This window comes from Streptomyces mashuensis, assembly GCF_014654785.1.
Taxonomy (GTDB): Bacteria; Actinomycetota; Actinomycetes; order Streptomycetales; family Streptomycetaceae; genus Streptomyces; species Streptomyces mashuensis.
Genome location: NZ_BNBD01000014.1, coordinates 77,140 through 100,999, shown reverse-complemented (window position 1 = coordinate 100,999; position 23,860 = coordinate 77,140). Strand labels below are relative to the sequence as shown.

At 74.4% G+C, this 23,860-nt stretch carries 21 protein-coding genes; 4 read left to right on the top strand and 17 right to left on the bottom strand.

All coding sequences use genetic code 11. The annotated features are described in order from the left end of the window. Window positions 1-8: 8 nt before the first annotated feature. Complete coding sequence (locus IE305_RS26590) at window positions 9-1,085, bottom strand: methyltransferase (protein WP_190132303.1); 1,077 nt, start codon at window positions 1,083-1,085, stop codon at window positions 9-11. Window positions 1,086-1,352: 267 nt separating this feature from the next. Between IE305_RS26590 and IE305_RS26585 the strand changes: the two genes are divergently transcribed. Together IE305_RS26585 and IE305_RS26580 are read left to right on the top strand one after the other, a co-directional pair. Continuing rightward, a complete protein-coding gene (locus IE305_RS26585; RefSeq protein WP_190132302.1) occupies window positions 1,353-3,002 on the top strand; it encodes an FAD-dependent monooxygenase in 1,650 nt (549 codons plus the stop codon). Further along, window positions 2,999-4,054: a methyltransferase gene (locus IE305_RS26580; RefSeq protein WP_190132301.1), complete on the top strand. Its 1,056-nt coding sequence runs from the start codon at window positions 2,999-3,001 to the stop codon at window positions 4,052-4,054. Before IE305_RS26585 ends, IE305_RS26580 begins: the two co-directional genes overlap by 4 nt. 59 nt (window positions 4,055-4,113) lie before the next feature. Here IE305_RS26580 and IE305_RS26575 read toward each other — a convergent pair whose 3' ends face one another. From IE305_RS26575 to IE305_RS26540, 8 genes are all read right to left on the bottom strand, one after another. Next, window positions 4,114-4,569, bottom strand: a complete 456-nt coding sequence (locus IE305_RS26575; protein WP_229891560.1) for an anthrone oxygenase family protein — start codon at window positions 4,567-4,569, stop codon at window positions 4,114-4,116. Further along, a complete protein-coding gene (locus tag IE305_RS26570) occupies window positions 4,566-5,423 on the bottom strand; it encodes an LLM class flavin-dependent oxidoreductase (RefSeq protein ID WP_190132300.1) in 858 nt (285 codons plus the stop codon). Before IE305_RS26570 ends, IE305_RS26575 begins: the two co-directional genes overlap by 4 nt. A gap of 34 nt (window positions 5,424-5,457) precedes the next feature. Beyond that, window positions 5,458-6,465, bottom strand: a complete 1,008-nt coding sequence (locus tag IE305_RS26565; RefSeq protein WP_190132299.1) for a methyltransferase — start codon at window positions 6,463-6,465, stop codon at window positions 5,458-5,460. Continuing rightward, a complete protein-coding gene (locus tag IE305_RS26560; RefSeq protein WP_190132298.1) occupies window positions 6,462-7,334 on the bottom strand; it encodes an NAD(P)-dependent oxidoreductase in 873 nt (290 codons plus the stop codon). Before IE305_RS26560 ends, IE305_RS26565 begins: the two co-directional genes overlap by 4 nt. Continuing rightward, the gene (locus IE305_RS26555; protein ID WP_190132297.1) at window positions 7,331-7,720 is read right to left on the bottom strand and encodes a SchA/CurD-like domain-containing protein; all 390 of its coding nucleotides are present in this window, start codon (window positions 7,718-7,720) and stop codon (window positions 7,331-7,333) included. The genes IE305_RS26560 and IE305_RS26555 overlap by 4 nt, the downstream gene beginning before the upstream one ends. Further along, window positions 7,720-8,457 (bottom strand): SDR family NAD(P)-dependent oxidoreductase, encoded by a 738-nt coding sequence (locus IE305_RS26550; RefSeq protein ID WP_190132296.1) that lies wholly within the window; start codon window positions 8,455-8,457, stop codon window positions 7,720-7,722. Before IE305_RS26550 ends, IE305_RS26555 begins: the two co-directional genes overlap by 1 nt. Before the next feature lie 21 nt (window positions 8,458-8,478). Next, window positions 8,479-9,864 (bottom strand): NAD(P)/FAD-dependent oxidoreductase, encoded by a 1,386-nt coding sequence (locus tag IE305_RS26545; RefSeq protein WP_190132295.1) that lies wholly within the window; start codon window positions 9,862-9,864, stop codon window positions 8,479-8,481. A 137-nt stretch (window positions 9,865-10,001) separates the two neighbouring features. Continuing rightward, complete coding sequence (locus IE305_RS26540) at window positions 10,002-11,831, bottom strand: AfsR/SARP family transcriptional regulator (RefSeq protein WP_190132294.1); 1,830 nt, start codon at window positions 11,829-11,831, stop codon at window positions 10,002-10,004. A 468-nt stretch (window positions 11,832-12,299) separates the two neighbouring features. Between IE305_RS26540 and IE305_RS26535 the strand changes: the two genes are divergently transcribed. Further along, complete coding sequence (locus tag IE305_RS26535) at window positions 12,300-13,067, top strand: SDR family NAD(P)-dependent oxidoreductase (protein WP_190132293.1); 768 nt, start codon at window positions 12,300-12,302, stop codon at window positions 13,065-13,067. A 66-nt stretch (window positions 13,068-13,133) separates the two neighbouring features. On the opposite strand, the gene IE305_RS26530 is transcribed toward IE305_RS26535, so the two are convergent. The 3 genes from IE305_RS26530 to dnaK all read right to left on the bottom strand — a co-directional run bounded on the left by IE305_RS26530 (window position 13,134) and on the right by dnaK (window position 16,842). Beyond that, window positions 13,134-13,814: a class I SAM-dependent methyltransferase gene (locus IE305_RS26530; protein WP_190132292.1), complete on the bottom strand. Its 681-nt coding sequence runs from the start codon at window positions 13,812-13,814 to the stop codon at window positions 13,134-13,136. A gap of 13 nt (window positions 13,815-13,827) precedes the next feature. Beyond that, on the bottom strand, window positions 13,828-14,862 hold the full coding sequence (locus IE305_RS26525; protein WP_190132291.1) for a methyltransferase: 1,035 nt from the start codon (window positions 14,860-14,862) through the stop codon (window positions 13,828-13,830). Window positions 14,863-14,964: 102 nt separating this feature from the next. Further along, on the bottom strand, window positions 14,965-16,842 hold the full coding sequence (gene dnaK / locus IE305_RS26520; RefSeq protein WP_190132290.1) for a molecular chaperone DnaK: 1,878 nt from the start codon (window positions 16,840-16,842) through the stop codon (window positions 14,965-14,967). A 212-nt stretch (window positions 16,843-17,054) separates the two neighbouring features. Between dnaK and IE305_RS26515 the strand changes: the two genes are divergently transcribed. Next, the gene (locus IE305_RS26515; RefSeq protein WP_229891573.1) at window positions 17,055-17,333 is read left to right on the top strand and encodes a DUF1540 domain-containing protein; all 279 of its coding nucleotides are present in this window, start codon (window positions 17,055-17,057) and stop codon (window positions 17,331-17,333) included. Window positions 17,334-17,412: 79 nt separating this feature from the next. Here IE305_RS26515 and IE305_RS26510 read toward each other — a convergent pair whose 3' ends face one another. From IE305_RS26510 to IE305_RS26490, 5 genes are all read right to left on the bottom strand, one after another. Next, window positions 17,413-17,847: a hypothetical protein gene (locus IE305_RS26510; protein ID WP_190132288.1), complete on the bottom strand. Its 435-nt coding sequence runs from the start codon at window positions 17,845-17,847 to the stop codon at window positions 17,413-17,415. Between the two features lie 117 nt (window positions 17,848-17,964). Next, a complete protein-coding gene (locus IE305_RS26505; protein WP_190132287.1) occupies window positions 17,965-21,648 on the bottom strand; it encodes a hydantoinase B/oxoprolinase family protein in 3,684 nt (1,227 codons plus the stop codon). Then, window positions 21,626-21,895 carry a dsRBD fold-containing protein gene (locus tag IE305_RS26500; protein WP_190132286.1) on the bottom strand — a complete coding sequence of 90 codons (270 nt, stop codon included), beginning with the start codon at window positions 21,893-21,895 and terminating at the stop codon, window positions 21,626-21,628. The genes IE305_RS26505 and IE305_RS26500 overlap by 23 nt, the downstream gene beginning before the upstream one ends. A 27-nt stretch (window positions 21,896-21,922) precedes the next feature. Beyond that, complete coding sequence (locus tag IE305_RS26495) at window positions 21,923-23,245, bottom strand: phosphoribosyltransferase family protein (protein WP_190132285.1); 1,323 nt, start codon at window positions 23,243-23,245, stop codon at window positions 21,923-21,925. Between the two features lie 129 nt (window positions 23,246-23,374). Beyond that, entirely contained in the window at window positions 23,375-23,827 is a 453-nt protein-coding gene (locus IE305_RS26490; RefSeq protein ID WP_190132361.1) for an HIT family protein, read from the bottom strand. Window positions 23,828-23,860: the final 33 nt, after the last annotated feature.

Genomic DNA, 23,860 nt, shown 5'->3' with positions numbered 1-23,860 from the left:
ACGACCCGTCACTCCCCGGTGCCCGGGCCCGGCCGCCGGCACACCACCAGCGTGTCGTAGTCGCCCAGCGGCCGCGCCGTGACGGGCCCGAAGCCCGCCTCCTCCGCGTGACCGCGCAGCTCGGCCACCGTGTACTCGCTGCCGCCGTCGGTGACCAGCAGCATGTCCAGGCTGATCACGAGGTTCTCCACGTACCGGGGGTCGTACGGCGCATCGTGCCGCGGGTCCTCGTCGAGCATCCGGTCGTACACCAGCAGCACACCGCCGGGCCGCACGCTGCCGAACGCCTTGTGCACGAGCAGGCGGCGCTTCTCCGCGCTCCAGTCGTGCAGCGCGTGCCCCAGCACCACCACGTCCGCCTGCGGCAGCGGGTCGGTGAAGAAGTCGCCGGGGTGGAACGTCACCTTGTCCGTCAGCCCCAGCCCCGCCATCTTCTCGTCGAACAGCGGTTCCAGCTGCGGCAGGTCGACGACGTGGCCCTCCAGGTGCGGGTGGGCGGCCACGATGCGGGCCGCCAGCGCGCCCCGGCAGCCGCCCAGGTCCAGCAGCGAGCGGTGGGAGGCCCAGCCGTCGTACGCCGCCAGCAGCTGCGGGCCCAGCACCTCCGTCAGCGCGTCCATCATGTCCGCGAACTGCCGCAGCGTCCTCGGGTCGCCGACCATGGCCCAGAAGTCGCCCTCGGCCTGCGGCTTGCCGGTGCGCAGCGCCTCGGTGAGCCGGCCCCACGCCGGGTACAGGTTGCGGTTGGAGCGCTGGAGGAAGCCGCCCACGTACGCGTCCCCGCCCGGCACCAGGTGCCGGGCGGCGCCCGGCGCGTTGCGGTACCGCTCCTCGCCCCCGCGGTCGTCCCGCTCCAGCAGGCCCAGCCCCACCAGCAGCTGGAGCCAGTCCCGCACCCCGCGGCCCTGCAACGACAGCGCCGCCGTGATCTCCGCGCAGGTCAGGGGCCCCTCCCGCAGGGTGCCGAACAGGCCGAGCTCGACGGCGCTCAGCAGCGCCTTGGCGTCGCAGAAGGCGTTCGCCAGCCGCAGGATGCCGGCCGGCGTCGAGGTGTCCGCGCCCACGTGGGCAGCGCTGCCCGTCATCCGCCTCACTCCTTCCCACCGCGGCCTGGCGCCACCGCCACGCCGGTCGGCCACCGACGCTCGCAGCGCGCCGTGGAAGGCGGCTCGAAGGCGGTTGGAGCGCTGTTCGACGCCGCCGGGAGCGCCGCCGGACCCGCCCCAGGCCCCACTGCGGCCCCGACCGCGCCGCCACCGGTCCTCGAGCACGGCCCGGTAGTCGTGGCTGGATCCTCCGGCGCACGACCGTGCGGCGAACGGACCCCGACGCGAGGGAACGCGAGGAGACGCATGGAACACCTGACCACCCCGGTGCTCGTCGTGGGCGGCGGGCCCGTCGGCCTGTCCACCGCGATGTTCCTGGGACGCCACGGCGTCCCCACCCTGCTCGTGGAGAAGCGCGACGCCACCTCGCTGCTGCCCCGGGCCCCGGGCCTCCAGGCCCGCACCATGGAGCTGTTCCGCGCCGCGGGCGTGCACGAGGAGGTGCGGGCCCTGGAGATGGGCGACTCGCACCCCTACTTCGAGGGCGGCATCATCCGCACCAGCACCTTCGCCCGCATCGACGAGGCCGTCACCCTGGAGGCCCCCTCCCTCGACGGGCCCCGCATCGGCCCCGAACGGGTCATGGGCTGCGGCCAGGACCGCTACGAGAAGGTCCTCGTCGCCAAGGCCCGCGAGGCCGGCTGCGACGTGCGCTTCGCCACCCGGCTCACCTCCCTGGAACAGGACGCCGACGGGGTCACCGCCGTCGTCCGCGACCGCGACGGCACCCGGCACACCATCCGCGCGCTGTACGCGGTGGGTGCCGACGGCGCCGGCAGCTTCGTCCGCCGCACCCTCGGCGTCGAACGCCACGGCCGCGGCACCGTCTTCAACGCCCTCAGCATCTACTTCCGCGCCCCCGCGCTCGAAGCGGTGCTGAAGGGCCGCAAGTTCATCCTCTGCTACGCCACCGCCGCCCGCGGCACCCTGATGAGCCTGTCCCGGCTGCACGGCTGCGACCCCTGGCTCGCCACCCCCTTGTACTTCCCCGACCGGGGCGAGACCCCCGAGGACTTCACCGACGAACGCTGCGTCGACATCATCCGCACCGCCGCCGGCGTCGACGACCTCGACGTCGAGATCGCCTGGAAGGTGCCCTGGCAGGGCGCCCAGCTCGTGGCGGAACGCTTCCGCACCGGCCGGGTCTTCCTCGCCGGCGACGCCGCGCACGTCCACCCGCCCGCCGGCGGCTTCGGCGCCAACACCGGCATCCACGACGCCCACAACCTCGCCTGGAAGCTCGCCGCCACCCTGCACGGCTGGGCCGGCCCCGCCCTCCTCGACACCTACGACGCCGAACGCCGCCTCGTCGGCGAGGCCATGGCCGAACAAGCCATGATCCGGAACCGCATCCGGCACGGGTACGCCGACGACGCCACCCGCGCCGCCATGGTCGACGACATCATCATCACCCTCGGCTACCGCTACCACTCCACGGCCGTCCCCGGCTCCCCGGGCGCCGGCCCCGTCCTCAGCCCCGACCTCGACCTCACCGGCGCACCCGGCACCCGGGCCCCGCACCTGTGGCTCGACCACGACGGACGCCGCATCTCCACCGTCGACCTGTTCTGGGACCGCTACGTCCTGCTCACCGGCGCGCACGGCCGCCCCTGGGCCGACGCCGCCCGGCAGGCCGCCGAACGCCTCGGCGTCCCCCTCACCGTCCACACCGTCGCCGACGACGGCACGCTGCGGCCCGCCGGCGACCGGCCCTGGACCGAGGCGTTCGGCGTCACCGACAGCGGCGCCGTCCTCGTCCGGCCCGACGCCTTCGTCGCCTGGCGCACCCCCGGCCTGACGAACGACGCCGATACCGCCGGCGACCCCGCCGGCGCGCTCTCCGACGCCCTGGCCCGTGCCGCCGGCCACACCGCCCTCGTAGGAGGCACCCGGTGAACGCCGCACGGAACACCGCCCAGGACACCGCCGACGACGGCACCACCGCCCTGCTGGAGACCGCCACGGCGTTCCAGCGCGCCCAGCTGCTCCTCGCCGGCCTCGACCTCGGGCTGTTCGACCTGCTCGCCGAGGGCCCCGCCGACGCCGCGACCGTACGCGACCGCCTCGGCCTGCACCCCCGGGGCACCGACGACTACCTCGCGGCCCTCACCGAGACCGGCCTCCTCGAACACGGCCCCGGCGGCTACCGCAACAGCCCCGCCGCAGGCCGCCACCTCGTCCGCGACGCCCCCGCCTACCTCGGCGGCTTCCTGCGCGCCGCCGACCAGGTCATGTACCCCGCCTGGGGCCGGCTCGCCACCGCCCTGCGCACCGGCGAACCCCAGGCCGCCACCTACTCCGGCAACGACATGTTCGGCCAGCTCTACGGCGACGACGACAAACGGTCCGCGTTCGTCCGCATGGCCGAGGACGCCAGCCGTCCCCTCGTCCCCGCCCTGACCCGCGCCTTCGACTGGGAGAACCGCTCCTCCGTGCTGGAGCTCGGCGGCTGCCGCGGCAACGTCCTGGCCGGCCTGGTCGCCGCCCACCCCCACCTCACCGCCACCGTGCTGGACCTGCCCGCCCTGAGGGAGGAGTTCGACACCCACATGAAGGCCCTGGGCACCACCGGCCGGATCACCTTCCACGGCGCGGACTTCTTCACCGACCCCCTGCCCCCGGCCGACGTCGTCATGATCGGCCACTGCCTCGTCGACTGGACCGACGAACAGCGCCGCGCCCTCGTCCGCGCCGTCCACCCCGCCGTACGCCCCGGTGGCGCCTTCCTCGTCTGGGACCCGATGATCGTGCCCGGCGCCGAGAGCTGCCTGCGCAACCTCATCCGCAGCCTCAACCTGCAACTGATGACCCCGCACGGCACCAACTACCGCCTGGACGACCTCGTCCGCCTGCTCCGCACGACGGGCTTCGCCGACGTACGGCACCGCCCCCTCGGCCAGGACGTCACCCTCGTCGCCGCGTACAAGACGCCCGACACGGCAGCCTGACGCGCACACAAGGGCGGGCCCGCCGGCCGCGACGGCCGGCGGGCCCGCCCGTACGCCCGCTAGCCCAGCACCGGTGCCACCACGTTGGCCACCGCCGCCAGCAGCGCCAGCACCGTGCGCAGCAGGTGCCAGCGGCCCCACACCGGACGCGGGTCCGACCAGCCGGCCGGCACCGCCTCCGGGTCCACCGCCTTCACCCGCCGGTTGATGGGCACGTTGCCGAAGTGCGACACCACCGACACCGCCAGCAGCAGCGCCGCCCCCGCCGCGAACGCCGGCCGGCTCCCGCCGCCGCCCGCCCATGCCAGCACCACGTCGGCGACGCACGACCCCAGCACGATCACCGGCATCGTCGGGTCCCAGTGCCGGCCCAGCAGCTGGTGCGCGTACACGTACCGGCCCGGCGGCATCGCCCGCAGCGCCGGCAGCACGCTCAGGGCCACCGCGAACAGCACCCCCGCCACCACGCCGCTGCTCACCCCCACCACGGCCGCCAGGGCCTGCGGGCCGCTCACGGCAGCACCTTCGCCAGCAGGTCCACCTGCTCCGGCTCCGCCGCGCAGGGGAACAGCACCAGCTCGTCGCAGCCGGCCTCCGCGTACGCGGCCAGCAGCTCCCGCAGCCGGCCCTCGTCGGTGACCACCCCGGCGGCCGCCTGCCGCGCCTTGTGCCCCATGGCAGCGAAGTAGCCGCCCAGGTACGCCTCGGCGCGCCGCCGCCCGTCGGGGCCCAGTGACACGTACGCCAGCGACACCACGCGCGGCCCGCCGTCCCGGCCGGCCTCCGCCCAGGCGCGGCGGGCCCGCGCCACCAGCTCCCGGTAGGCGCTGCCCGAACTGCCGCCCGCGATCCAGCCCGACCCGTACCGCGCCGCCCTGCGCATGGCCGCGGGGGAGTGCCCGCCGAACAGCAGCGGCGGGCCGCCCGGCCGGACCGGGCGGGGCCCGACGCCCGGCACCCGGCCGCCGCCGGACCACACCGCCAGCATCTCCTCCACCAGCGCGTCCATCCGCCGGCCGCGTTCGGCGAACGGCACCCCGGCCGCCACGAAGTCGTCCTCCCGGTCGCCCACGGCCAGCCCCACCGTCAGCCGCCCGCCGCTCAGCTCGTCCACGGTCGCCAGCTGCTTGGCCAGCACCGTGCCGCTGCCCCGGAACGACGCCAGCAGCACGGTGCTGGCCAGCCGGATGCGTTCGGTCACCGCCGCCGCGGCCGCCAGTACGGCGACCGGCTCGCAGCACGCGTGCACCAGCCGGTCGACCGTGCCCAGGCCGGCGAAGCCCGCCCGGTCCGCGCGCCGGGCGAACTCCAGCAGGTCCGGGCCGCGTACGCCGGGCACGGTCGTCGGCAGCCCCAGCGAGACGTCCACGCCACTCCTCCCGTCCTTCCCGTCCTGCGCGGCGTCAGGCCGGCCTGTGCCCGACCACCAGCGTGTTGCCCAGCTCGGCCGGCCGCACCGACACGTCCCGGAACCCCGCCTCCGTCAGCCACCGCACGCACTCGCCCGGCGGATATCCCGACCCGGCCGGCGACATCACCAGCATGTGCAGACTGCCCACGACCGCCAGCGGGTCCGGGCGCTCCGGGTCGGGCATCGGGTCGTACACCACCAGCGCCCCGCCGGGCCGCACCGCCCGGTACGCCGCACGCACCAGCGCCACCCGCTGCTCCGGCGAGAAGTCGGCCAGCACGTGCCCGATGAGCAGCACGTCGCCCGGCGGCAGCGGGTCGGAGAAGAAGTCCCCGCCGACGAACGCCACCCGCCCGCCCGTGCCCAGCCGCGCCGTGTGCTCCGCGCACGCCGGGCCGTTCGCCGGGCGGTCGAAGACCGTGCCGCGCAGGTGCGGGCGGTCCCGCAGCAGCAGCGACACGAGATTGCCGCGTGCCCCGCCCACGTCCGTGACCGTGGCCCGGCCGCCCCAGTCCAGCGCCGCACCGATCGCCGGCGCCAGCGGGCCGCTGAGCGCGTCCATCATTCCCAGGTACATGGCCTGCCGGGCAGGGTCGGCCAGCATGGCCTCGAAGTCCCCGGCGTTCTGCGGCGCCCCGGTGCGCAGCGCCGCCGTCAGCCCCGCCCACGCCGGGTACAGTGCGGCGCCCGCGCCTTCCAGGAAGGCGCCCGCGTACGACTCGCCGCGCACCAGGTGACGCGCGGCCACCGGCGCGTTGCGGTACGCCGCACCGTCGCGCTCCAGCAGTCCCAGCCCGGTGAGGGCGGTCAGGAAGTCCGCCAGGCCGCGGCCGTGCAGGCCCAGCTTCACCCGCAGCTCCTCGGCCGTGCGCGGGCCCGTGTCGAGGACGGTGAACACGCCCAGCTCCAGCGCGCTCAGCAGGATGCGGGAGGTGGCGAAGGAGAGCCCGAGCGCGCTGACGTCCTCCCACCGCGCCCCGCTGCCACCCGTATGCGTCACCGCTTCTCCTCCCCGGCCAGCTCGGCCACCACGGCCGCGTCCTCGTCCGCCCGGCCGGCGGCCACGGCGGCGGCGTACCGGCCGGCCGCCTCCCGGCACAGGGGCAGCGCCAGCCGGTGGGCCTCGGCCTGTTCCAGGGCCAGGGCCAGGTCCTTGTGCATCAGCGCGCTGCGGAAGCCCGCCGGCCGGTACTCCCGGCGCCGCACGAATCCGGCGCGGAAGGCCAGCACCGGCGACCGCCAGCCGCTGTCGAGCAGCACGTCCACCAGCACCTCGCGGTCCAGCCCGGCCGCCTCCGCGAACGCCACGGCCTCGCCCAGCCCGGCCGTCTGCACGCCCAGCAGCAGGTTGAGGGCGAGCTTGAGGGTGCTGGCGCTGCCCGGCCCGCCGACGTGGCGCACCTCCTGGCCGAGCGCGGACAGCACACCGGCGGCCCGCCCGGCCGCCGTGGCGTCACCCGCCACGAACAGCCGCAGCTTCCCGGCCGCCGCCATCTCCGGGTTGCCCAGCACGCACAGCTCCAGCCGCCGCACCCCGGACGCGGCCAGCCGCGTGGCCGTGGTGCGCGCGTACGACGGGGAGACGGTGGTGGTGTCCACCAGCACCGTCCCCGGGCGCAGCCGGCCCACCACGTCGCCGAACAGCACCTCGTCGACGGCGGGTTCGTCCGCCAGGCTCAGCACCACCACGTCCGCCCCGGCCGCGGCGTCCCCGGCCGACGGCGCGAGGACCGCGCCCTCGGCCGCCAGCGGCTCGGCGCGCTCCCGGGTGCGGTTGAACACCGTCACCGCGTACCCGGCGCCCAGCAGGGCACGGGCCATGCCGCCGCCCATGGCGCCCAGGCCGATCACGGCCACCCGTTCGGTCATGCCGTGGTCCTCCCGCCCGGGTGGGTGTCCACCGACAGCTCGGCCACGCGGCGCATCGTCGCGTCGCGGAAGTAGGCGGCGAACCCGTCGGCCGTCGACGTGTCGCGGGGCTCGGCGAGGAACGGCGCGAGCTTCTCCTCGATGGCGTGCACGCCCGGCTGGGCCGCCATGTGCCCGGCGATGGCCCCGAAGTCGCCCTCGTAGTGGATGACGCGGACCAGGACGTCGTCCTTGACGAACACCGCCGTGCCCAGCAGCTTCCCCGCCGCCCGCCCGGACGCGTCCTTGAACTCGGGCGTGTCCACCCGCCGGAAGCCGGCGAACAGCTCGGCGATCTCGTCCTCGTGCCCGGGCCGGACCCGGTAGGTGATGGCCGCGTACGGCATCAGATGCCTCCGTCCACAGGGAGAGTGGTGCCCGTGATGTAGCGCGAGGTGTCGCCGGCCAGGAACAGCACGGCCCCCGCGACGTCCTCCGGCCGGCAGATGCGGCCCAGCGCGGTCATGCCCACGATCCGTTCCACCGCCTGCGGCGGCAGCCCGGCCCCCGGCTCGGTCTCCGTCAGCCCCGGCGCCACCGTGTTGACGCGGATGCCGCGCGGCCCCACCTCCTTGCACAGCGCCCGGGTGAAGCCGATCAGGGCCGCCTTCGACGCGGTGTAGTGCACGCCGTTCGCCCGGCCGCGCAGCGCCACCGACGAGCCGACGCACACGACCGAGGCGCCGTCGGCGAGCAGGCCCAGCGCGGCCCGCGTCACCAGGTACGCGGACGTCACGTTGTGGTCGAACATGCGGTGCCACTCCGCCTCGCCGAGGTCCTCGAACGGCACCGGCCCGTCCACGCCCACGTTGTTGACGAGCACGTCCAGCCCGCCGAGCCGTTCGTGGCAGACGGCCGTCAGCCGCGCCACGTCACCGGCGTCGGTGACGTCGCAGCGCACGACGTGATGGCTGCCGCCGGTCTCCTTCAGCTCCCGGGCCAGGCTCTCCGCGGTCTCCCCGGCGCCGTGGTGGCAGGTCACGACCCGCGCGCCGGCGCGGGCCAGGGCGAGCACCGTGCAGCGCCCGATGCCGCGGGTGCCCCCGGTCACCAGGACGCGCTTCCCCGACAGGTTCTGGTCCACCGTCGCTCTCCTCTCGGGCTCTCAGGCGCGGCGCAGCGTCAGCTGCGGCTCGTAGCTCAGGTAGAGGCCGCCCACCGCCCGGTCCGGGCCGAAGGGGGCGCTGCGCAGCTCGTGTTCCTTGTTGAGGTTGGCCAGCGGGTTGGGGTCGCCGCTCTCGCCGCCCTCCAGGTGCTGCCGTACCCGCCGGTAGACGTCCTCCGCGTCCTTCAGGTCGGCGATGCCGGTGACGATGCGGTCGAACGACGCCTGGAGGTCGAGCTCGTCGCGGTCCGCCGCGGACAGCCGCTGGGCGTTGAAGAAGTGGTACTCCTTGCCGCGGTAGCTCTCGTAGAACACCGAGACCAGCACGAGCAGCCGCTCGTAGGCGCCGCGGTACACGGTCTCGAAGAACGCCCGCGCCTCCGGCTCGGTGACCTCGCCGCGCCGTACCGAGCCGATCGCGGCGGCGGCGAGCATCGCGCTGTACGTGGCCAGGTGCACGCCGGTGGACAGCAGCGGGTCGAGGAAGCAGGCGGCGTCGCCGCACAACAGGTAGCCGGGCCCCTGGAAGGCGGTGCTGGTGTACGAGTAGTCGCGTTCGGTCCGGGTGCCCGCGCACTGCTCGGCGCCCTCCAGCATGCCGAGCACGACGGGGCAGCGGGCGAGCGCCTCGTGGTAGACGGCGTCGGTGCCGCCCAGCTCGGCCCGCCGCTCGGTGAAGGTGTCGCGGCCGGTCACCAGGCCCACGCTGGTGGTGCCGTCGTGCAGCGGGATCGCCCAGAACCACCCGTCGGGCACCGAGGCGACGGTGATGGCGCCGTCGGGTCCCTTGCCCAGTGGCCGGGCGCCCTTCCAGTAGCTCCAGGTCGCCACGTTGCGGAAGACGTTGTGGAGCGTACGTGTCCGTAGCTGCCGGGCGGCCAGGAGGCCGTGCCGCCCCGACGCGTCGACGAGCTGGTCGAAGGTGATGCGGCCTTCGTCGGCGCCGCGCGCCCAGTGGGCGGCGACCGGCCGGTCGCCGTCGAACTCGACCTCCTTGACGGTCACGCCCTCGTGCACCTCCACGCCCAGCTTCCGGGCGTGGTCCAGCAGCAGCTTGTCGAAGTCGGCGCGGGTCACCTGCCAGGCGTTGACCCGGTCGTCGCCGCCGGCGGCCAGGTCGGTGAACCGCACCTCCCACTCCTCGGGGCCCCAGCAGAAGTAGGCGCCGCCCTTGGCCCGGAAGCCGTACGCCTCCAGGTCGTCCCACACGCCCAGCAGCTCGAAGATCGGCCGGCAGGACGGCAGAATCGATTCGCCGATGTGGTAGCGGGGGAAGGTCTCCCGTTCCAGCAGCGTCACCCGTACGCCCTGCTTGGCGAGCAGCCCCGCGGCCGTGGACCCGGCGGGCCCGCCGCCGATGACCAGCACCTCGGTCCCAGCACGCATGCCATCCCCTCTCGTTCCGCCCGGTTCGGCGCCCTCCGCGGCGCACGGGCGCCGGGCCGTAAGCTTCCAGGGGCCGGTCGAGGAGGGCTTGAGCGGCACTCGGGACCCGGCCCGTCCCGTGCGACGCAGGGCACGGCTCAGCAGGAGGACGCCGTCAGGCTCGGCGCCACCGTGCGGAACGGCGCCCGGATCGAGTAGCGGAACGCCCCGGCGCCGTCCACGTCCTCCGCCTCCGCCAGCTGGAACTCCACCAGGTCCTCCAGCAGCAGTTCGGCCTCCGCCTCGTCCACGCCCAGCAGTTCGGCCGCCGCGGCGGCCGATACGCACGGCTCGGCCGTCGCGGCCACGGCCCGGAAGGCGGTCTGCTCCTTGCTGGACAGCAGCCGGAAGGAACGGGCCACGCTGTCGGTGATGTTCGGCGCGTCCGTGGTGGCCGGCGGGATCCGCCGGACGTCGCCGCGCGCCCGCGCCAGCAGCTTGGCGATCGGCCAGTGCGGCCGCAGCTGGAGCAGGCTGGCCGCGGCCCGCAGCGTCATCGGGAGCCCGCCGGACAGCTTCACCAGCTCGCCCAGTCCGGCGCTGTCCTCCCGCACCCGGTCGGCGCCCAGCACGTCCACGAGCATGCACTGCGACGTCTCGTCCTCCAGCGGCGCGGTCCGGGTGGTGATGAGGACCGCGGGGTGCGACAGCAGCCGCCTGCTGGAGGCGATCACCGCGCAACCGGCGCTCGGCATCAACGCGTTGATCTGCTCGGTCTCCACGACGTCGTCGAGCACCACCAGCAGCCGGCGCCGCGCCGTCCAGTTGCGGAACGCCGTCTGCATCTCCTCCAGCGACACCCCCGGGCCGCCGGGCCCCAGGCCCAGCGCGCACAGGAAGTCGCCCAGCACCTGGGCGGAGGGCACCACCGACCCGTCCGGCCGCTGCAACCGGGCGAACAGCACCCCGTCCGGGTAGTCGCCGCGCACCCGGTGCGCCGCGTGCACCGCGAACGCCGACTTGCCCGAGCCGGGCGCGCCCACCGTCAGCGCGACCACCGGGGTGTCCCGGTCGTGCTCGGTCAGCGCCCGGCGGACCTCGTCGAGCGCCTGCTCGCGGCCCACCAGGCGGCCGGTGTCCAGCGGCAGCTGGTTGGGCTGGCGCCGGGTGGCCACGGCGGGGGAGGGGCAGGCCGCGCCGGCGGGCGCGTCCAGGGCGGGGTCCGCGCTGAGGATCGCCTGGTGCAGCCGCCGCAGCTCGGCCGAGGGCTCCAGGCCGAGTTCGCCCGCGAGGGCGGTCCGGGCGCGCTGATACGCCTGGAGCGCCTCGGCCCGGCGGCCCGCCCGATATAGGCTCAGCATGAGCTTCGCCTGAAATCCCTCATGGGTCGGCTGCTGGGCCGTCAATGTGCTGAGTTCGCCTATCAGATCCATGTGGCGGCCCAGCCGGAGGTCCGCCTCGATGCGATGGTCGAGGGCCAGCTTTCGCAGCTCCTCCAGACGCACCAATTGTGCGTGTAAGAGGGGCCCGGGGGAGATGGCGCCGAATGCCCGCCCGTTCCAGAGTTCCAGCGCCTGGCGTAACGTGCCGGCCGCCTCCTCGAAACATCCTTTCATGAGCTGCGAGCGCCCGAGAACTGCCAAGTCTTCGAACTCTACGGCATCCAGAGCACCCTCCGGTAGGTCGAGCACGTAACCGCCGGGCGTCGTGCGCAGCGCGACCTGCCTGGTGCCCGTGCCGACATCGGGCCCGGTCGTGGCCGGCCAGCCGAGCAGCTTGCGCAGCTGGTAGATGTACGTCTGCAGGGTGGTGACCGCGCTCAGCGGCGGCCGGTCCTCCCACAGTTCCTCGATGAGCTGGTCCGTGCGCACCGCGCGGTTCGCCTCGACGGCGAGCAGCGCGAACACCTGCCGCAGCTTCGGGGCGGAAGGGGTCAGATCCGCCCCCGCGCGCCGGACTTCGAACTCCCCCAGCACTCTGACATGCATGCGAGCTTCCCCTTTGCTGATCCGCCTGGCGGCGAAACGGATTCACGACCGATCACGTACGCGCGCCCTATTGGCAGGGGCGACCGATGCCCCGGCCGGCGCGGTGGTGCGTGCGATGAGAAACCTTCGCGGTTGGTTGGCCCGTGCGCTCGACTCCCGGTGGAGACCCGCTTCAGGTCCGGTGGAAAGCCATGGATTGGTCTAGCGGTATGACATGGACTTTCGCTAGAGCGCTGTTGGAATTTCCCTCGAATTTTGGTCAGTCCTTTAGCGGTGACACCATGCGGAGTGGAAAGGAGCAGGTGACCGGGGGGAGGAGTGGATCTTTTACCGGGGTGGTGATCTCCCTTGATAGTCGCCTGGATGACTAATAGTCTGGCGACTATCTCAATCCCGGCGGGTTGCGCACGACCCGCGTTCGGCATCGGCGGAATGGACTCCGCCGTTTTCGCTCGAGGAGAGTTGCCCATGGATCTGGGTCTCACGGACAAACGGGTGTTGATCACGGGGGGCACCAGGGGAATCGGTCGCGCGACCGCCCTGTTGTACGCCCGGGAGAACGCCCGTGTGGCCATCACCTACAACTCGTCGGCCGAGGAGGCCGCGAAGCTGGTCGAGGAGCTGGGCGGGCCGGGCCGGGCGATGGCCGTGCCCTACGAACTGCGCGACCCGGCCTCGATCGTGTCCGCCGTGGACGCGGTGCGCGAGGAATTCGGCGGCATCGACGTCCTGGTGGCGAACGCCCTCTGGTTCACCTGGGGCGACCCGGGCGAGGACGACGCCTTCGAGGACCTCGACCCGGCGAAATGGACGACCCGATTCCGGGCCAACACCGAAGGGCACATGCTCACCGTCCAGCGCGTCCTCAAGGGCATGCGGGAGAACGGCTGGGGCCGCATCGTCCTGCTCTCCTCGATCACCGCGCAGTACGGCATGTGGCGCTCGGAGATATACAGCGGCTCCAAGGCGGCCCTGCACGGATTCGCCAAGGGCCTGATGTGGAGCCGCCAGGGCGTGCTCGCCAACGTGGTCGCCCCCGGCGCCACGCGCACCGAGTTCTTCGAGCAGCTCCTCGAGGACGAGTCCACGCGGGAGATGGTGGACAAGGAGATCGAGCGCACCCCCAGCGGCCGCATCAGCGACCCCGAGGACGTCGCCAACCTCATCCTCTTCCTCGGCTCGGACGCCAACCGCGCCATCAACGGCGAGGTCATCCACGCGGCCGGCGGCCGCTGACGCACACAGGCGAGGGCCGGGGCGTCGCACCCGTACGGTGCGGCGCCCCGGCCCCGGACCGCCCCGTCAGACGGTCGCCCGGAACAGCGCCACGCTGCCCCGCACCACCACCCGGGCGTCCGGGAACACGGCCCGCAACCGCCGCCGCAGCCCCTCCGGGTCGTCGCCCTGGTTCTGGAAGTTGCCCCGCCGGTGCTGCTCGGCGAGCAGCCGCCGGGTGAGCGCGTTCATCGGCACGCCGGTGGCCAGCACGGTCGAGCCGAACAGCGTCCCGCCCGGCCGCAGCACCCGCGCCGCCTCCGCGAACACCGCACCCTTGACGTCCCAGCCGCCCGGCACCGTGTGCAGCACCAGGTTCAGGCCCACCGAGTCGAAGTGCCCCGACGGCAGCGGCAACGGCTCCAGCAGGTTCGCCCGGCACGTCGCGGGCGCGTACCGGGCCAGCCGGCGCGCCGACATCTCCAGGCACTCCTCGCTCAGGTCCAGCAGCGTGATCTCCGGCCGCTCCACCGGGAAGCGGCACCGGTCCAGGAAGTACCCGGTGCCCGGCCCCACGTCGAGGTGGCGCGGCCCCGCCGCCCGCTCGTACAACCGCAGCATCCGGCGGCGCGGGCACCGCCACACCGCGGAGCAGAACAGGCCCAGCACCACGGCGTCGTAGACCGCCAGGCGCCGCCGGGTGTACGCCTCCTGGGCGTGCCGGGTCCGCGCGTCGAGCGCGCCCGGCTCCGAGGTCCCCGTTCGCACGGCAGCTCTCCTCTCACCGGGCCCGGCGGGCGATCAGCAGCGTGTCGTCGCCCGCCAGCGGGCGGTGCTCGACCTCCGCGAACCCCGCCTCGCGGAACCATTCCGCGCCCTCCGCCGGCGTGTACTCGCCGCCACCGGGGGTGCACAGCATCATGTTCAGGCTCACCAGCAGCGGCGCCGCCTTCTCCCGCCGCTCCTCGTCCACCATCGTGTCGTACACCAGCGCCCAGCCGCCCGGCGGCAGCGCCTCGAAGGCGGCCGCCGCCAGCCGCCGCCGCTGCCCCGGGTCCCAGTCGTGCAGCACGTGGCCGAAGACCACCACGTCCGACGGCGGCAGCGGGTCGCGGAAGAAGTCACCCGCGTGGAACCCGATCCGCCCCGTCATGCCCAGCGCCGCCATGTGCTCGGCGAACACGTCGGCCACCGGCGGCAGGTCGAAGACCGTCGCCTCCAGGTGCGGGTGCGCCCGCACCAGCTGCGCCAGCACGTTGCCGCGGGCCCCGCCCACGTCCGTGACCCGCTTGACCGACGCCCAGTCGAACGCCCCGGCCAGCGCCGCGCCGCTCGGCCCGTTGAGGGCGTCCATGCCCCCGTAGTACGCCCGCCACGCCTCGATGCCCCGGTGCTGCCGGGCGAACATGCCCGCCTCGCCGGAGGCCCCGTTCTGCGGCTTCCCGGTCAGCAGCCCCTCGCCCAGCCGCGCCCAGCGGGCGTCGGCCTGCTCCAGGAACCGGCCCAGGTATGCGCCGTCGTCGCTCGTCAGGAACCGCGCCGCCAGGGGCGCCGGACGGTACCGGCCGGCCTCCCGCTCCAGCAGCCCGACCGCCACCAGCGCGTCCAGGAAGTCCCGCGCGCCCCGGTCCGCCACCCCGAACCGGTCCCGGACCTCCTCCCACGTCAGCGGCGTGTCGCGCAGGCCCGTGAAGAGGTCCAGTTCCACGGCGAACAGGACCGTGCGCCACTTGTAGAAGTCGGCGGCCATCCGCAACAGCGGCTCGGCCGTGACCTCCGCCCGCTCCGCCCCCGCACCCTCCGCACCCTTCGGCATGCGCCCGTCTCCTCCCGGCAGCGGTCCGGCGCTGCCGGGAGGACCGTACGGCGGCCCGCTCGACGGCCGCTCAGGAGCGGCTCGGGGCGGCGGGGGCGACGCTCAGGACGTGGGGCCGCCCTTCGGCTTGTCCTCGTCCACGATCTCGGCGTCGACCACGTCCTCCGTGTCCCCGGCCGGCCCGGCGGCACCGGGCGCGCCCTGCGCCCCCGCCTCGCCCTGTGCGGCACCCGCCTTGGCGTACATCGCCGCACCGATCTTCTGCGCGGCCGTCGCCGTCTTCTCGGTGGCCTGCCGGATCGCGGCGGTGTCCTCGCCCTTGAGCTTCTCCTTCAGCTCCGCCAGCGCCGCCTCCGTCTCCTGCCGCGCGTCGTCCGGGATCTGCTCCGCGTTGTCCCGCAGCAGCCTCTCCGTGCTGTAGACCAGCGTCTCGGCCGTGTTCCGCGTCTCGGCGGCCTCCTTGCGGCGGCGGTCCTCCTCCGCATGCTGCTCGGCCTCCCGCACCATGCGGTCGATGTCGTTCTTCGGCAGCGACGAGCCGCCGGTGACGGTCATCTTCTGCTCCTTGCCCGTGCCGAGGTCCTTGGCGGTCACGTGCATGATGCCGTTGGCGTCGATGTCGAAGGAGACCTCGATCTGCGGGACGCCGCGCGGGGCCGGCGGGAGGCCGGTCAGCTCGAACATGCCGAGCTTCTTGTTGTACGCGGCGATCTCGCGCTCGCCCTGGTAGACCTGGATCTGCACGGACGGCTGGTTGTCCTCGGCCGTCGTGAAGACCTCCGCCCGCCGGGTCGGGATCGTGGTGTTGCGCTCGATCAGCTTGGTCATGATGCCGCCCTTGGTCTCGATACCGAGGGACAGCGGGGTGACGTCCAGCAACAGGACGTCCTTGACCTCGCCCTTGAGCACACCGGCCTGGAGCGAGGCACCGATCGCCACGACCTCGTCCGGGTTCACGCCCTTGTGCGGCTCCTTGCCGGTCAGCTCGGTGACCATGCGCGTCACCGCCGGCATGCGCGTCGAGCCGCCCACCAGGATCACATGGTTGATGTCCGCCACCTTCAGCCCGGCGTCCTTGACCGCCTGGTGGAACGGCCCCTTGCAGCGCTCCAGCAGGTCCTCGGTCAGCTGCTCGAACTGGGCCCGGGTGAGCTTCTCGTCCAGGTGCAGCGGGCCCTCGGCGGACGCCGTGATGTAGGGCAGGTTGATCGTCGTCTCCGTCGCGGACGACAGCTCGATCTTCGCCTTCTCCGCCGCCTCCCGCAGCCGCTGCAGCGCCATCTTGTCCTTCGACAGGTCGACGCCGTAGTTGTTGCGGAACCGCGTGACGAGGTGGTCGACGACGCGCTGGTCCCAGTCGTCGCCGCCCAGCTGCGTGTCGCCGTTGGTGGCCTTCACCTCGACCACGCCCTCGCCGATCTCCAGCAGCGACACGTCGAACGTACCGCCGCCCAGGTCGAAGACCAGGACCGTCTGGTCGTTCTCCTTGTCCATGCCGTACGCCAGCGCCGCCGCGGTCGGCTCGTTGATGATCCGCAGCACCTTCAGGCCCGCGATCTCACCGGCCTCCTTGGTGGCGGTGCGCTGCGCGTCGTTGAAGTACGCCGGCACGGTGATCACGGCGTCGGTGACGTCCTCGCCCAGGTACGCCTCGGCGTCCCGCTTCAGCTTCTGCAGCACCCGGGCGGAGATCTCCTGCGCCGTGTACCGCTTGCCGTCGATGTCCCCGTGCTCGGGGAACCGCCAGTCCGGGTCGCCCATGTGGCGCTTGACCGAGCGGGCGGTGCGCTCGACGTTGGTGACGGCCTGGCGCTTGGCGATCTCGCCGACCAGGACCTCACCGCCCTTGGCGAACGCCACCACCGACGGTGTCGTGCGCGCGCCCTCCGTGTTCGTGACGACCGTGGGCTCGCCGCCCTCCAGCACACTGACGACCGAGTTGGTCGTGCCCAGGTCGATACCGACTGCTCGTGCTGCCATCTCAGCGCTCCTCGCCGGTGCTCCGTTGCCTTGCCTTCCTGCATAAAACTTGAGTGGGACCATGTCAAGCAGGCGCCAACACCCCTTCCGCGCCTTCCCGCGGCCCGGCCGGGTGAACCCGCCGCGCACCCGGTGTCACGGCGCGGCGGCCGAGGAAGGCATCGCGGGGACGGGCCGCGAGAGCCGCAGGACGCGAGGAGACCGCCGTGGAGATGCCGCAGGTGGCCGTGTGCCAGGTGGGGGAGTGCGCCTACAACCGGGACAGTGCCTGCCACGCACTGGCCATCACCGTGGGTGACGGCACGCACCCGGGGTGCGACACGTTCTTCACCTTCCCCGCCAAGGGCGGGGACGCCGGTGCCACCGGCCGGGTCGGCGCCTGCAAGGTGGCCGGGTGCCTGCACAACGTCGACCTGGAGTGCCAGGCCCCCGGCATCACGGTGGCGGCGCTGGGCGGCTCGGCCGACTGCCTCACCTACACCGCCCGCTGAGCCGCCGCCCGGCCCCGGAGGCACCCGTACAACGGGCCCTCCGGGGTACCGGTGCGGCATGTCGGGTGGTCGTCGCGGCTCATCCCGCCGCGCACGCGGCCGGCTCCAGCCGGCCGGACTGCTCCTCCCGTTCCGCTTCGGTCTCCGACTCCACCGCCGCGCGCAGCTGCGGGTCCTCGATGACCGCCGCCGGGTACAGCGCCCGGCCCGCCGGGTGCGGCCGGGCGTACACGGCGACGAGCTGACGGACCTTCGCCGCGTCGGCCGCCGGGGCCGTGTACGGGCGGGCCCGGTCGGAGTCCTCGTCGTGGTCGGCGCCGGACAGCGTCGACCACATGTCCTCGGCGACGGAGATGAGCTCGTCCAGCTCGTCGCGCACGTCGTGCCAGACACCCTCGCGCAGCGCCTGGTCGACGCGCGAGAGGGTGGCCAGCAGTGCGGCATAGTCGTCGGCCAACCGCTCCTCGGTGGAGGTGGGTTCGAGGGTCTTGGCGGCCAGCTCGGTGGCGTACATGGCAACTCCAGGGGACGCACAGATCGGGTGCCGGGGCTCAGCCGTCTCTGCCCCGCCCCCGCATAGTCGCGCGCCCGCCCGGCCCCCGCGGCCGTTTGCCGCCGCAGCGTTGATGAATCACTCGCCCGGCGGATCGGGAGAGCCGGCCGGAGGCCCGTACCCGCCGCCACCCGGGGTCTCGACGACGAGGACGTCACCGGGCCCGGCCGCGACCGTGTCGCGCCCCGCCACCGGCACGACGGTGCCGTCGGCCCGCTCCAGCCGGGCCGCGCCGCGCGCCCCCGGCGCGCCGCCCGCCATGCCGTACGGCGCCACCCGGCGGTGCCCGGCCAGCGCGGTCACCGTCATCGCGTCCCGGAAGCGGATCCGGCGCACGGCGCCGTCGCCGCCCCGCCACCGGCCGGCCCCGCCGCTGCCGCGCCGCACGGCGAACTCCTCCAGCAGCACGGGCAGCCGCCACTCCAGCACCTCCGGGTCGGTGAGCCGCGAGTTGGTCATGTGCGTCTGCACCGCCGGCGCGCCGTCGAAGCCCGGCCCGGCGCCCGAGCCGGAGGCCACCGTCTCGTAGTACTGATGGCGGGCATTGCCGAACGTGACGTTGTTCATCGTCCCCGACCCCTCCGCCTGCACGCCCATCGCCGCGTACAGCGCGCCCACCACGGCCTGCGAGGTCTCCACGTTGCCGGCGACCACCGCCGCCGGGTGGGCCGGGGCGAGCATCGAGCCCTCCGGCACCACGATCCGCAACGGCCGCAGACAGCCGTTGTTCAGCGGGATGTCCTCGGCCACCAGGGTCCGGAACACGTACAGCACCGCGGCCGTCACCACGGACACCGGGGCGTTGGCGTTGCCGTCCTGCTGTGGCGACGTGCCGGTGAAGTCGACCGTCGCCGAGCGGCGGGCCCGGTCCACGGCCACCCGGACCCGGACGACCGCGCCGGAGTCGGTCTCGTAGCGGTACGCGCCGTCGCGCAGGGCGTCCACGACACGCCGCACCGCCTCCTCGGCGTGGTCCTGGACGTGCCGCATGTAGGCGAGTATCACCTCCCGGCCGAAGTGGGCGGTCATCCGGCCCACCTCCTCCACGCCCTTGCGGTTGGCGGCGATCTGGGCCCGCAGGTCGGCCAGGTTGGTCTCCGGCGCCCGCGACGGGTACCGGGCCCCGGTCAGCAGGGCACGCGTCTCCTCCTCGCGGAACCGGCCGTCGCGCACCAGCAGCCAGTCGTCGAACAGCACGCCCTCCTCGTCGATGTGCCGGCTGAACGCCGGCATGGAGCCCGGCGTCAGCCCGCCGATCTCGGCGTGGTGACCGCGCGAGGCCACGAAGAACAGCACCGGCGGCCCGGCCCCGCCCGCCGCCGGGCGCTCCTCGTCGAAGACGGGGGTCACCACCGTCACGTCCGGCAGGTGGGTGCCCCCGTGGTACGGGTCGTTGACGGCGTAGGCGTCGCCGGGCCGCATCGTCCCGGCCCGCCGGCGGACGACCTCCTTGACCGTCGTGGCCATGGAGCCCAGGTGGACGGGGATGTGCGGCGCGTTGGCGACGAGCTCGCCGGACGCGTCGAAGACGGCGCAGGAGAAGTCGAGCCGCTCCTTGATGTTGACCGACTGGGCGGTGGCCTCCAGCCGTGCCCCCATCTGCTCGGCCACCGACACGAACAGGCCGTTGAAGATCTCCAGGAGCACCGGGTCGGCGCGGGTGCCGGCCCGCTCCCCGGCGGCCGCGGTCACGCGCTCCAGCAGCAGGTGGCCCAGCGGCGTCCTGACGGCCCGCCAGCCCGCGTCGACCACGGTCGTGGAGTCGGCCTCGGTGACGACCGCCGGCCCGGTCACCGCGACACCGGGCACCAGGCGCTCGCGCCGCAGCAGGGGAACGTCGCGCCAGCAGCCGCCGCTGTACAGCGGCACGGTGCGCGGCGCCTCCCCGCCCGGTTCCGGGGCGGCCACGTCGCCCAGGGAGCTCAGGCCGGGCGGCTCGGCGGGGGCGACGGCCTCCATGGAGACGGCCTCGACGACCAGCGGCCGGTCCATGAGGAACGCGTACGCCGCCCGGTGGGCCGCCTCGAACTCCGCCGTCATCGCCGCCACCCCGGCCAGCTCCACGGGCACCGCCGTGTCGGTGCCGTCGTACCGCAGCCGCGCCCGCCGCCGCACGCACACGCCCTCGCCGCCCGCGCCCCCCTCCCGCAGCTCGGCCCGCGCCGCGTCCTCCAGCTCCGCCGCCACCGCCCGCACCCCGGCCATCGCCCCCTCCTCCAGACGGGCCTCCACGGAGCGCTCGCGTAGGGCCGTGCTGTCGGCCAGGCCCATGCCCAGCGCCGACAGCACCCCGGCCAGCGGCGGTACGAGCACGGTGCGGATGCCCAGCGAGTCGGCCACCGCGCAGGCGTGCTGCCCGCCCGCGCCGCCGAACGCGGTCAGCGCGTACCGGGTGACGTCACGGCCCTGCTGCACCGAGATGCGCTTGACGGCCGCGGCGACGTTCGCCACCGCCACCCGCAGGTAGCCCTCGGCGACCTGCTCGGGGGAGCGGCCGTCGCCGGTACGGGCGCGGATCTCCGCAGCGAGCTCCGCGAAGCGCCGTCGCACCACCTCCCGGTCCGGCGGCGCGTCGCCGCCCGGCCCGAAGACGTGCGGGAAGAACTCCGGCTGCACCCGGCCGAGCATCACGTCGGCGTCCGTCACCGTCAGCGGGCCCCCGGCCCGGTAGCAGGCGGGCCCGGGATCGGCACCCGCCGAGTCGGGGCCCACGCGGTAGCGGCCGCCGTCGAAGTGCAGCACCGAACCGCCGCCCGCGGCCACGGTGCGGATGTCGAGCATCGGCGCCTGCAACCGCACCCCGCCGATCTCGGTCGTCACCACCCGCTCGTAGGCGCCCGCGAAGTGCGACACGTCGGTCGACGTCCCGCCCATGTCGAAGCCGATCACCTGGCCGAAACCCGCCAGCTGCGCCATGCGCGCCATGCCGACGATGCCGCCGGCCGGCCCGGACAGGATCGCGTCCTTGCCGCGGAACCGGCCCGCCTCCGCCAGCCCGCCGCTGGACCGCATGAACATCAGCCGCACGCCCCGCAGCGCCTCCGCCACCTCGTCCACGTGGCGGCGCAGGACGGGCGAGAGGTAGGCGTCCACGACCGCCGTGTCGCCGCGCGGCACCAGCTTCATCAGCGGGCTCACCTCGCAGGACAGCGACACCTGCGGGAAGCCGGTGCGCCGCGCGAGGTCCCCGGCCGCCCGCTCGTGGGCCGGGTGGTGGTGGCTGTGCGCGCACACCACCGCCACCGCCCGGATCCCGTCGTCGAGGGCGCGCCGCAGCTCCGGCGCCAGGGCGTCCAGGTCCGGGGCGCGCAGCACCTCGCCCCCGGCCGTGACGCGCTCGTCCACCTCCAGCACCCGCTCGTACAGCACCTCCGGCAGCACGATGTGACGGTCGAACAGGCGGGGCCGGTTCTGGTAGCCGATGCGCAGGGCGTCACCGAACCCACGGGTGATCACCAGCGCGGTGCGTTCCCCGGTGCGCTCCAGCAGCGCGTTGGTGGCCACGGTGGTGCCCATCCGCACCGCGTCGACCAGGCCCCCGTCGATCTCCTGCCCGGGCGGGACGCCCAGCAGCACGCGGACGCCCTCCACGGCGGCGTCGCGGTACCGGGCGGGGTTGCGGGACAGCAGCTTGTGCGTCACCACGCGCCCGTCGGGGCGGCGCGCCACGACGTCGGTGAAGGTGCCGCCCCGGTCGATCCAGAACTGCCAGCCGCGGCGGCCGGACGGCACGGCCCCCTCAGCGGGTGAGGTGGACCTCATGGTGCAGGGTGGACTCCATGTCGTGGCCGGCCTTCTCCAGCAGCTGGTCGGCGAGCCCGGTCAGCGCACGGGCCGCCGCGACCTCCTCGCCGACGCGCTGCTGACGCGGGTCGTCGGGGTGGCGGTGGGCCACGCCCTGCGCCGACAGCTCCGAGCCGTCGTGCAGCCGCAGCTTGACGTCGGCCTGCGTGTCGGCGTCGATCTCACGGAACTGCATCTGGATGCCGCAGTCGACGATCTTCTCCATGGTGATCACCTGGGTCTCTCGCGTGGCTTACGGGGGCAGGTGCCGCACGAACCAGTCGCGGGCCAGGTCCGCGACGGCGTCCAGGGCGCCCGGCTCCTCGAACAGATGGGTGGCGCCCGGCACGACGGCCAGCTCGTTCTCGCAGCGCAGCTGCTCCGCGGCGCGCCGGTTGAGCTCCAGGACGGTCTCGTCGTGGCCGCCCACGATCAGCAGCGTCGGGGCCCGCACCCGGGCCAGGCGCGGCCCGGCCAGGTCGGGGCGGCCGCCCCGGGAGACCACGGCCGCGACGTCACCGGTGCCGTCCTCCGCGCCGTCCGCGGCCTCCGCCGCCGCCCACAGGGCGGCCGCGGCACCCGTACTGGCGCCGAAGTAGCAGACCGGCACCGCCTCCTGCCGGCGCATCCGCCGGGTGACCTCGGCCAGCCGGCGCGCCAGCGGCTCGACGGCGAACACATTGGCCCGGTCGGTCTCCTCCTCGGGCGTGAGCAGGTCGAAGAGGAGGGTGCCGAGCCCGGCCGCGTTGAGGGACCCCGCCACGGCACGGTTGCGGGGGCTGAGCCGGCTGCTGCCGCTGCCGTGCGCGAAGACCACCAGCGCGGGCGCGCCCGCGGGCACGGTCAGGTCGCCGTCCAGCGTGACCGCACCGCCCTCGACGGGGAGCCGTACGGGGCCGGCGCGGGGGCGTGCCGGGGCGGGGTCCGCGTCGGCGGCGGTCTCCTCCCGGTTGCGCCGCAGCAGCTCGACGACCTCCTCGTCGGGCGTCTGCGAGAAGTCGTGGTACCACTCGCCCACGGCCGAGAAGGCGGCCGGCGTCGACAGGCACACCAGCTCGTCCACCGTCGTACGGAACCGGGCCGCCGCGTCCGGCGGCGCCACCGGCACCGCCAGCACCACCCGCGCCGCGCCCTGCGCCGCCGCCACCTGGCAGGCGGCCGCCGCCGTGGCACCCGTGGCGATGCCGTCGTCGACCACCACGGCCGTGCGCCCCGCGAGCGGCACCCGTCCCCGGCCGCCGCGGAACCGCTCGGCCTGCCGGGCCAGTTCGGCCTCCTCGGCGCGCTCCACCTCGGCCAGGTCGTCCTGGTCCACCCGGCTCATCCGCATGATGTCGGCGTGCACGACCCGGACGCCGCCCTCACCGATCGCGCCGAAGCCCAGCTCCCGGTGGTAGGGCACGCCCAGCTTGCGGACCAGGATGACGTCCAGCGGCGCGCCCAGCGCGTGGGCGACCTGGAACGCGACGGGGACACCGCCGCGCGGCAGGCCGAGCACGACCGGGCGCTCCTCCCGCAGGTGCTCCAGCCGCTCGGCCAGGTGCCTGCCCGCCTCCACGCGGTCGGCGAAACGCATGATCCACCTCCGGTCCCGGGGGCCCGGTCCGGGGAAGCCCCCGCCACGGGGTGCCGCAGGATGCCCGTACTCCCAATATGACCGGAACAGCGGGGAACCGTCCACGCGGGAAGCCCCCGGCACCGGCCGCTACTCCTCCGCCGGTTCCTCCGCCGGCTCCTCTGCCGGCTCCTCCGCCAGCGCCGCCCGCAGCCGGGCCGCGACCCGCGCCGCCTCCTCGTCCGAGCCGTACCGGCTGCGCGGCCAGAAGAAGCCCCGCAGGCCGTCCTTCGGGTTCCGGGGCACCACGTGCACGTGGAAGTGCGGCACGGACTGGCTCACCCGGTTGTTGGCCGCCACGAACGTCCCCGCCGCCCCCATGCCGCGCTGCACGGCGCCCGCGATCCGCCGCACCCGCAGGAAGAACGGCCCCACCTGCGCGGCCGGCAGGTCCGTCAGCGTCTCCGCGTGCAGCCGCGGCACCACCAGCACGTGCCCCGGGAACAGCGGCCGGGCGTCGAGGAAGGCCACCGCCGTGCCGTCCTCGAAGACCCGGTGCCCGTCCGCCTCGCCCGCCACGATCGCGCAGAACGCGCACACCACTCCGTCCACCCCACCAGTCAACTACAGCTCGTA

What these genes read in the sequence shown, in the direction of transcription:
- dnaK (WP_190132290.1), bottom strand. Translation starts at nt 16,842, where the DNA reads ATGGCAGCACGAGCAGTCGGTATCGACCTGGGCACGACCAACTCGGTC.
- IE305_RS26495 (WP_190132285.1), bottom strand. Translation starts at nt 23,245, where the DNA reads ATGCGTTTCGCCGACCGCGTGGAGGCGGGCAGGCACCTGGCCGAGCGG.
- IE305_RS26555 (WP_190132297.1), bottom strand. Translation starts at nt 7,720, where the DNA reads ATGCCGTACGCGGCCATCACCTACCGGGTCCGGCCCGGGCACGAGGAC.
- IE305_RS26510 (WP_190132288.1), bottom strand. Translation starts at nt 17,847, where the DNA reads ATGTACGCCACCGAGCTGGCCGCCAAGACCCTCGAACCCACCTCCACC.
- IE305_RS26515 (WP_229891573.1), top strand. Translation starts at nt 17,055, where the DNA reads ATGCCGCAGGTGGCCGTGTGCCAGGTGGGGGAGTGCGCCTACAACCGG.
- IE305_RS26500 (WP_190132286.1), bottom strand. Translation starts at nt 21,895, where the DNA reads ATGGAGAAGATCGTCGACTGCGGCATCCAGATGCAGTTCCGTGAGATC.
- IE305_RS26560 (WP_190132298.1), bottom strand. Translation starts at nt 7,334, where the DNA reads ATGACCGAACGGGTGGCCGTGATCGGCCTGGGCGCCATGGGCGGCGGC.
- IE305_RS26525 (WP_190132291.1), bottom strand. Translation starts at nt 14,862, where the DNA reads ATGCCGAAGGGTGCGGAGGGTGCGGGGGCGGAGCGGGCGGAGGTCACG.
- IE305_RS26505 (WP_190132287.1), bottom strand. Translation starts at nt 21,648, where the DNA reads ATGAGGTCCACCTCACCCGCTGAGGGGGCCGTGCCGTCCGGCCGCCGC.
- IE305_RS26585 (WP_190132302.1), top strand. Translation starts at nt 1,353, where the DNA reads ATGGAACACCTGACCACCCCGGTGCTCGTCGTGGGCGGCGGGCCCGTC.
- IE305_RS26590 (WP_190132303.1), bottom strand. Translation starts at nt 1,085, where the DNA reads ATGACGGGCAGCGCTGCCCACGTGGGCGCGGACACCTCGACGCCGGCC.
- IE305_RS26540 (WP_190132294.1), bottom strand. Translation starts at nt 11,831, where the DNA reads ATGCATGTCAGAGTGCTGGGGGAGTTCGAAGTCCGGCGCGCGGGGGCG.
- IE305_RS26545 (WP_190132295.1), bottom strand. Translation starts at nt 9,864, where the DNA reads ATGCGTGCTGGGACCGAGGTGCTGGTCATCGGCGGCGGGCCCGCCGGG.
- IE305_RS26535 (WP_190132293.1), top strand. Translation starts at nt 12,300, where the DNA reads ATGGATCTGGGTCTCACGGACAAACGGGTGTTGATCACGGGGGGCACC.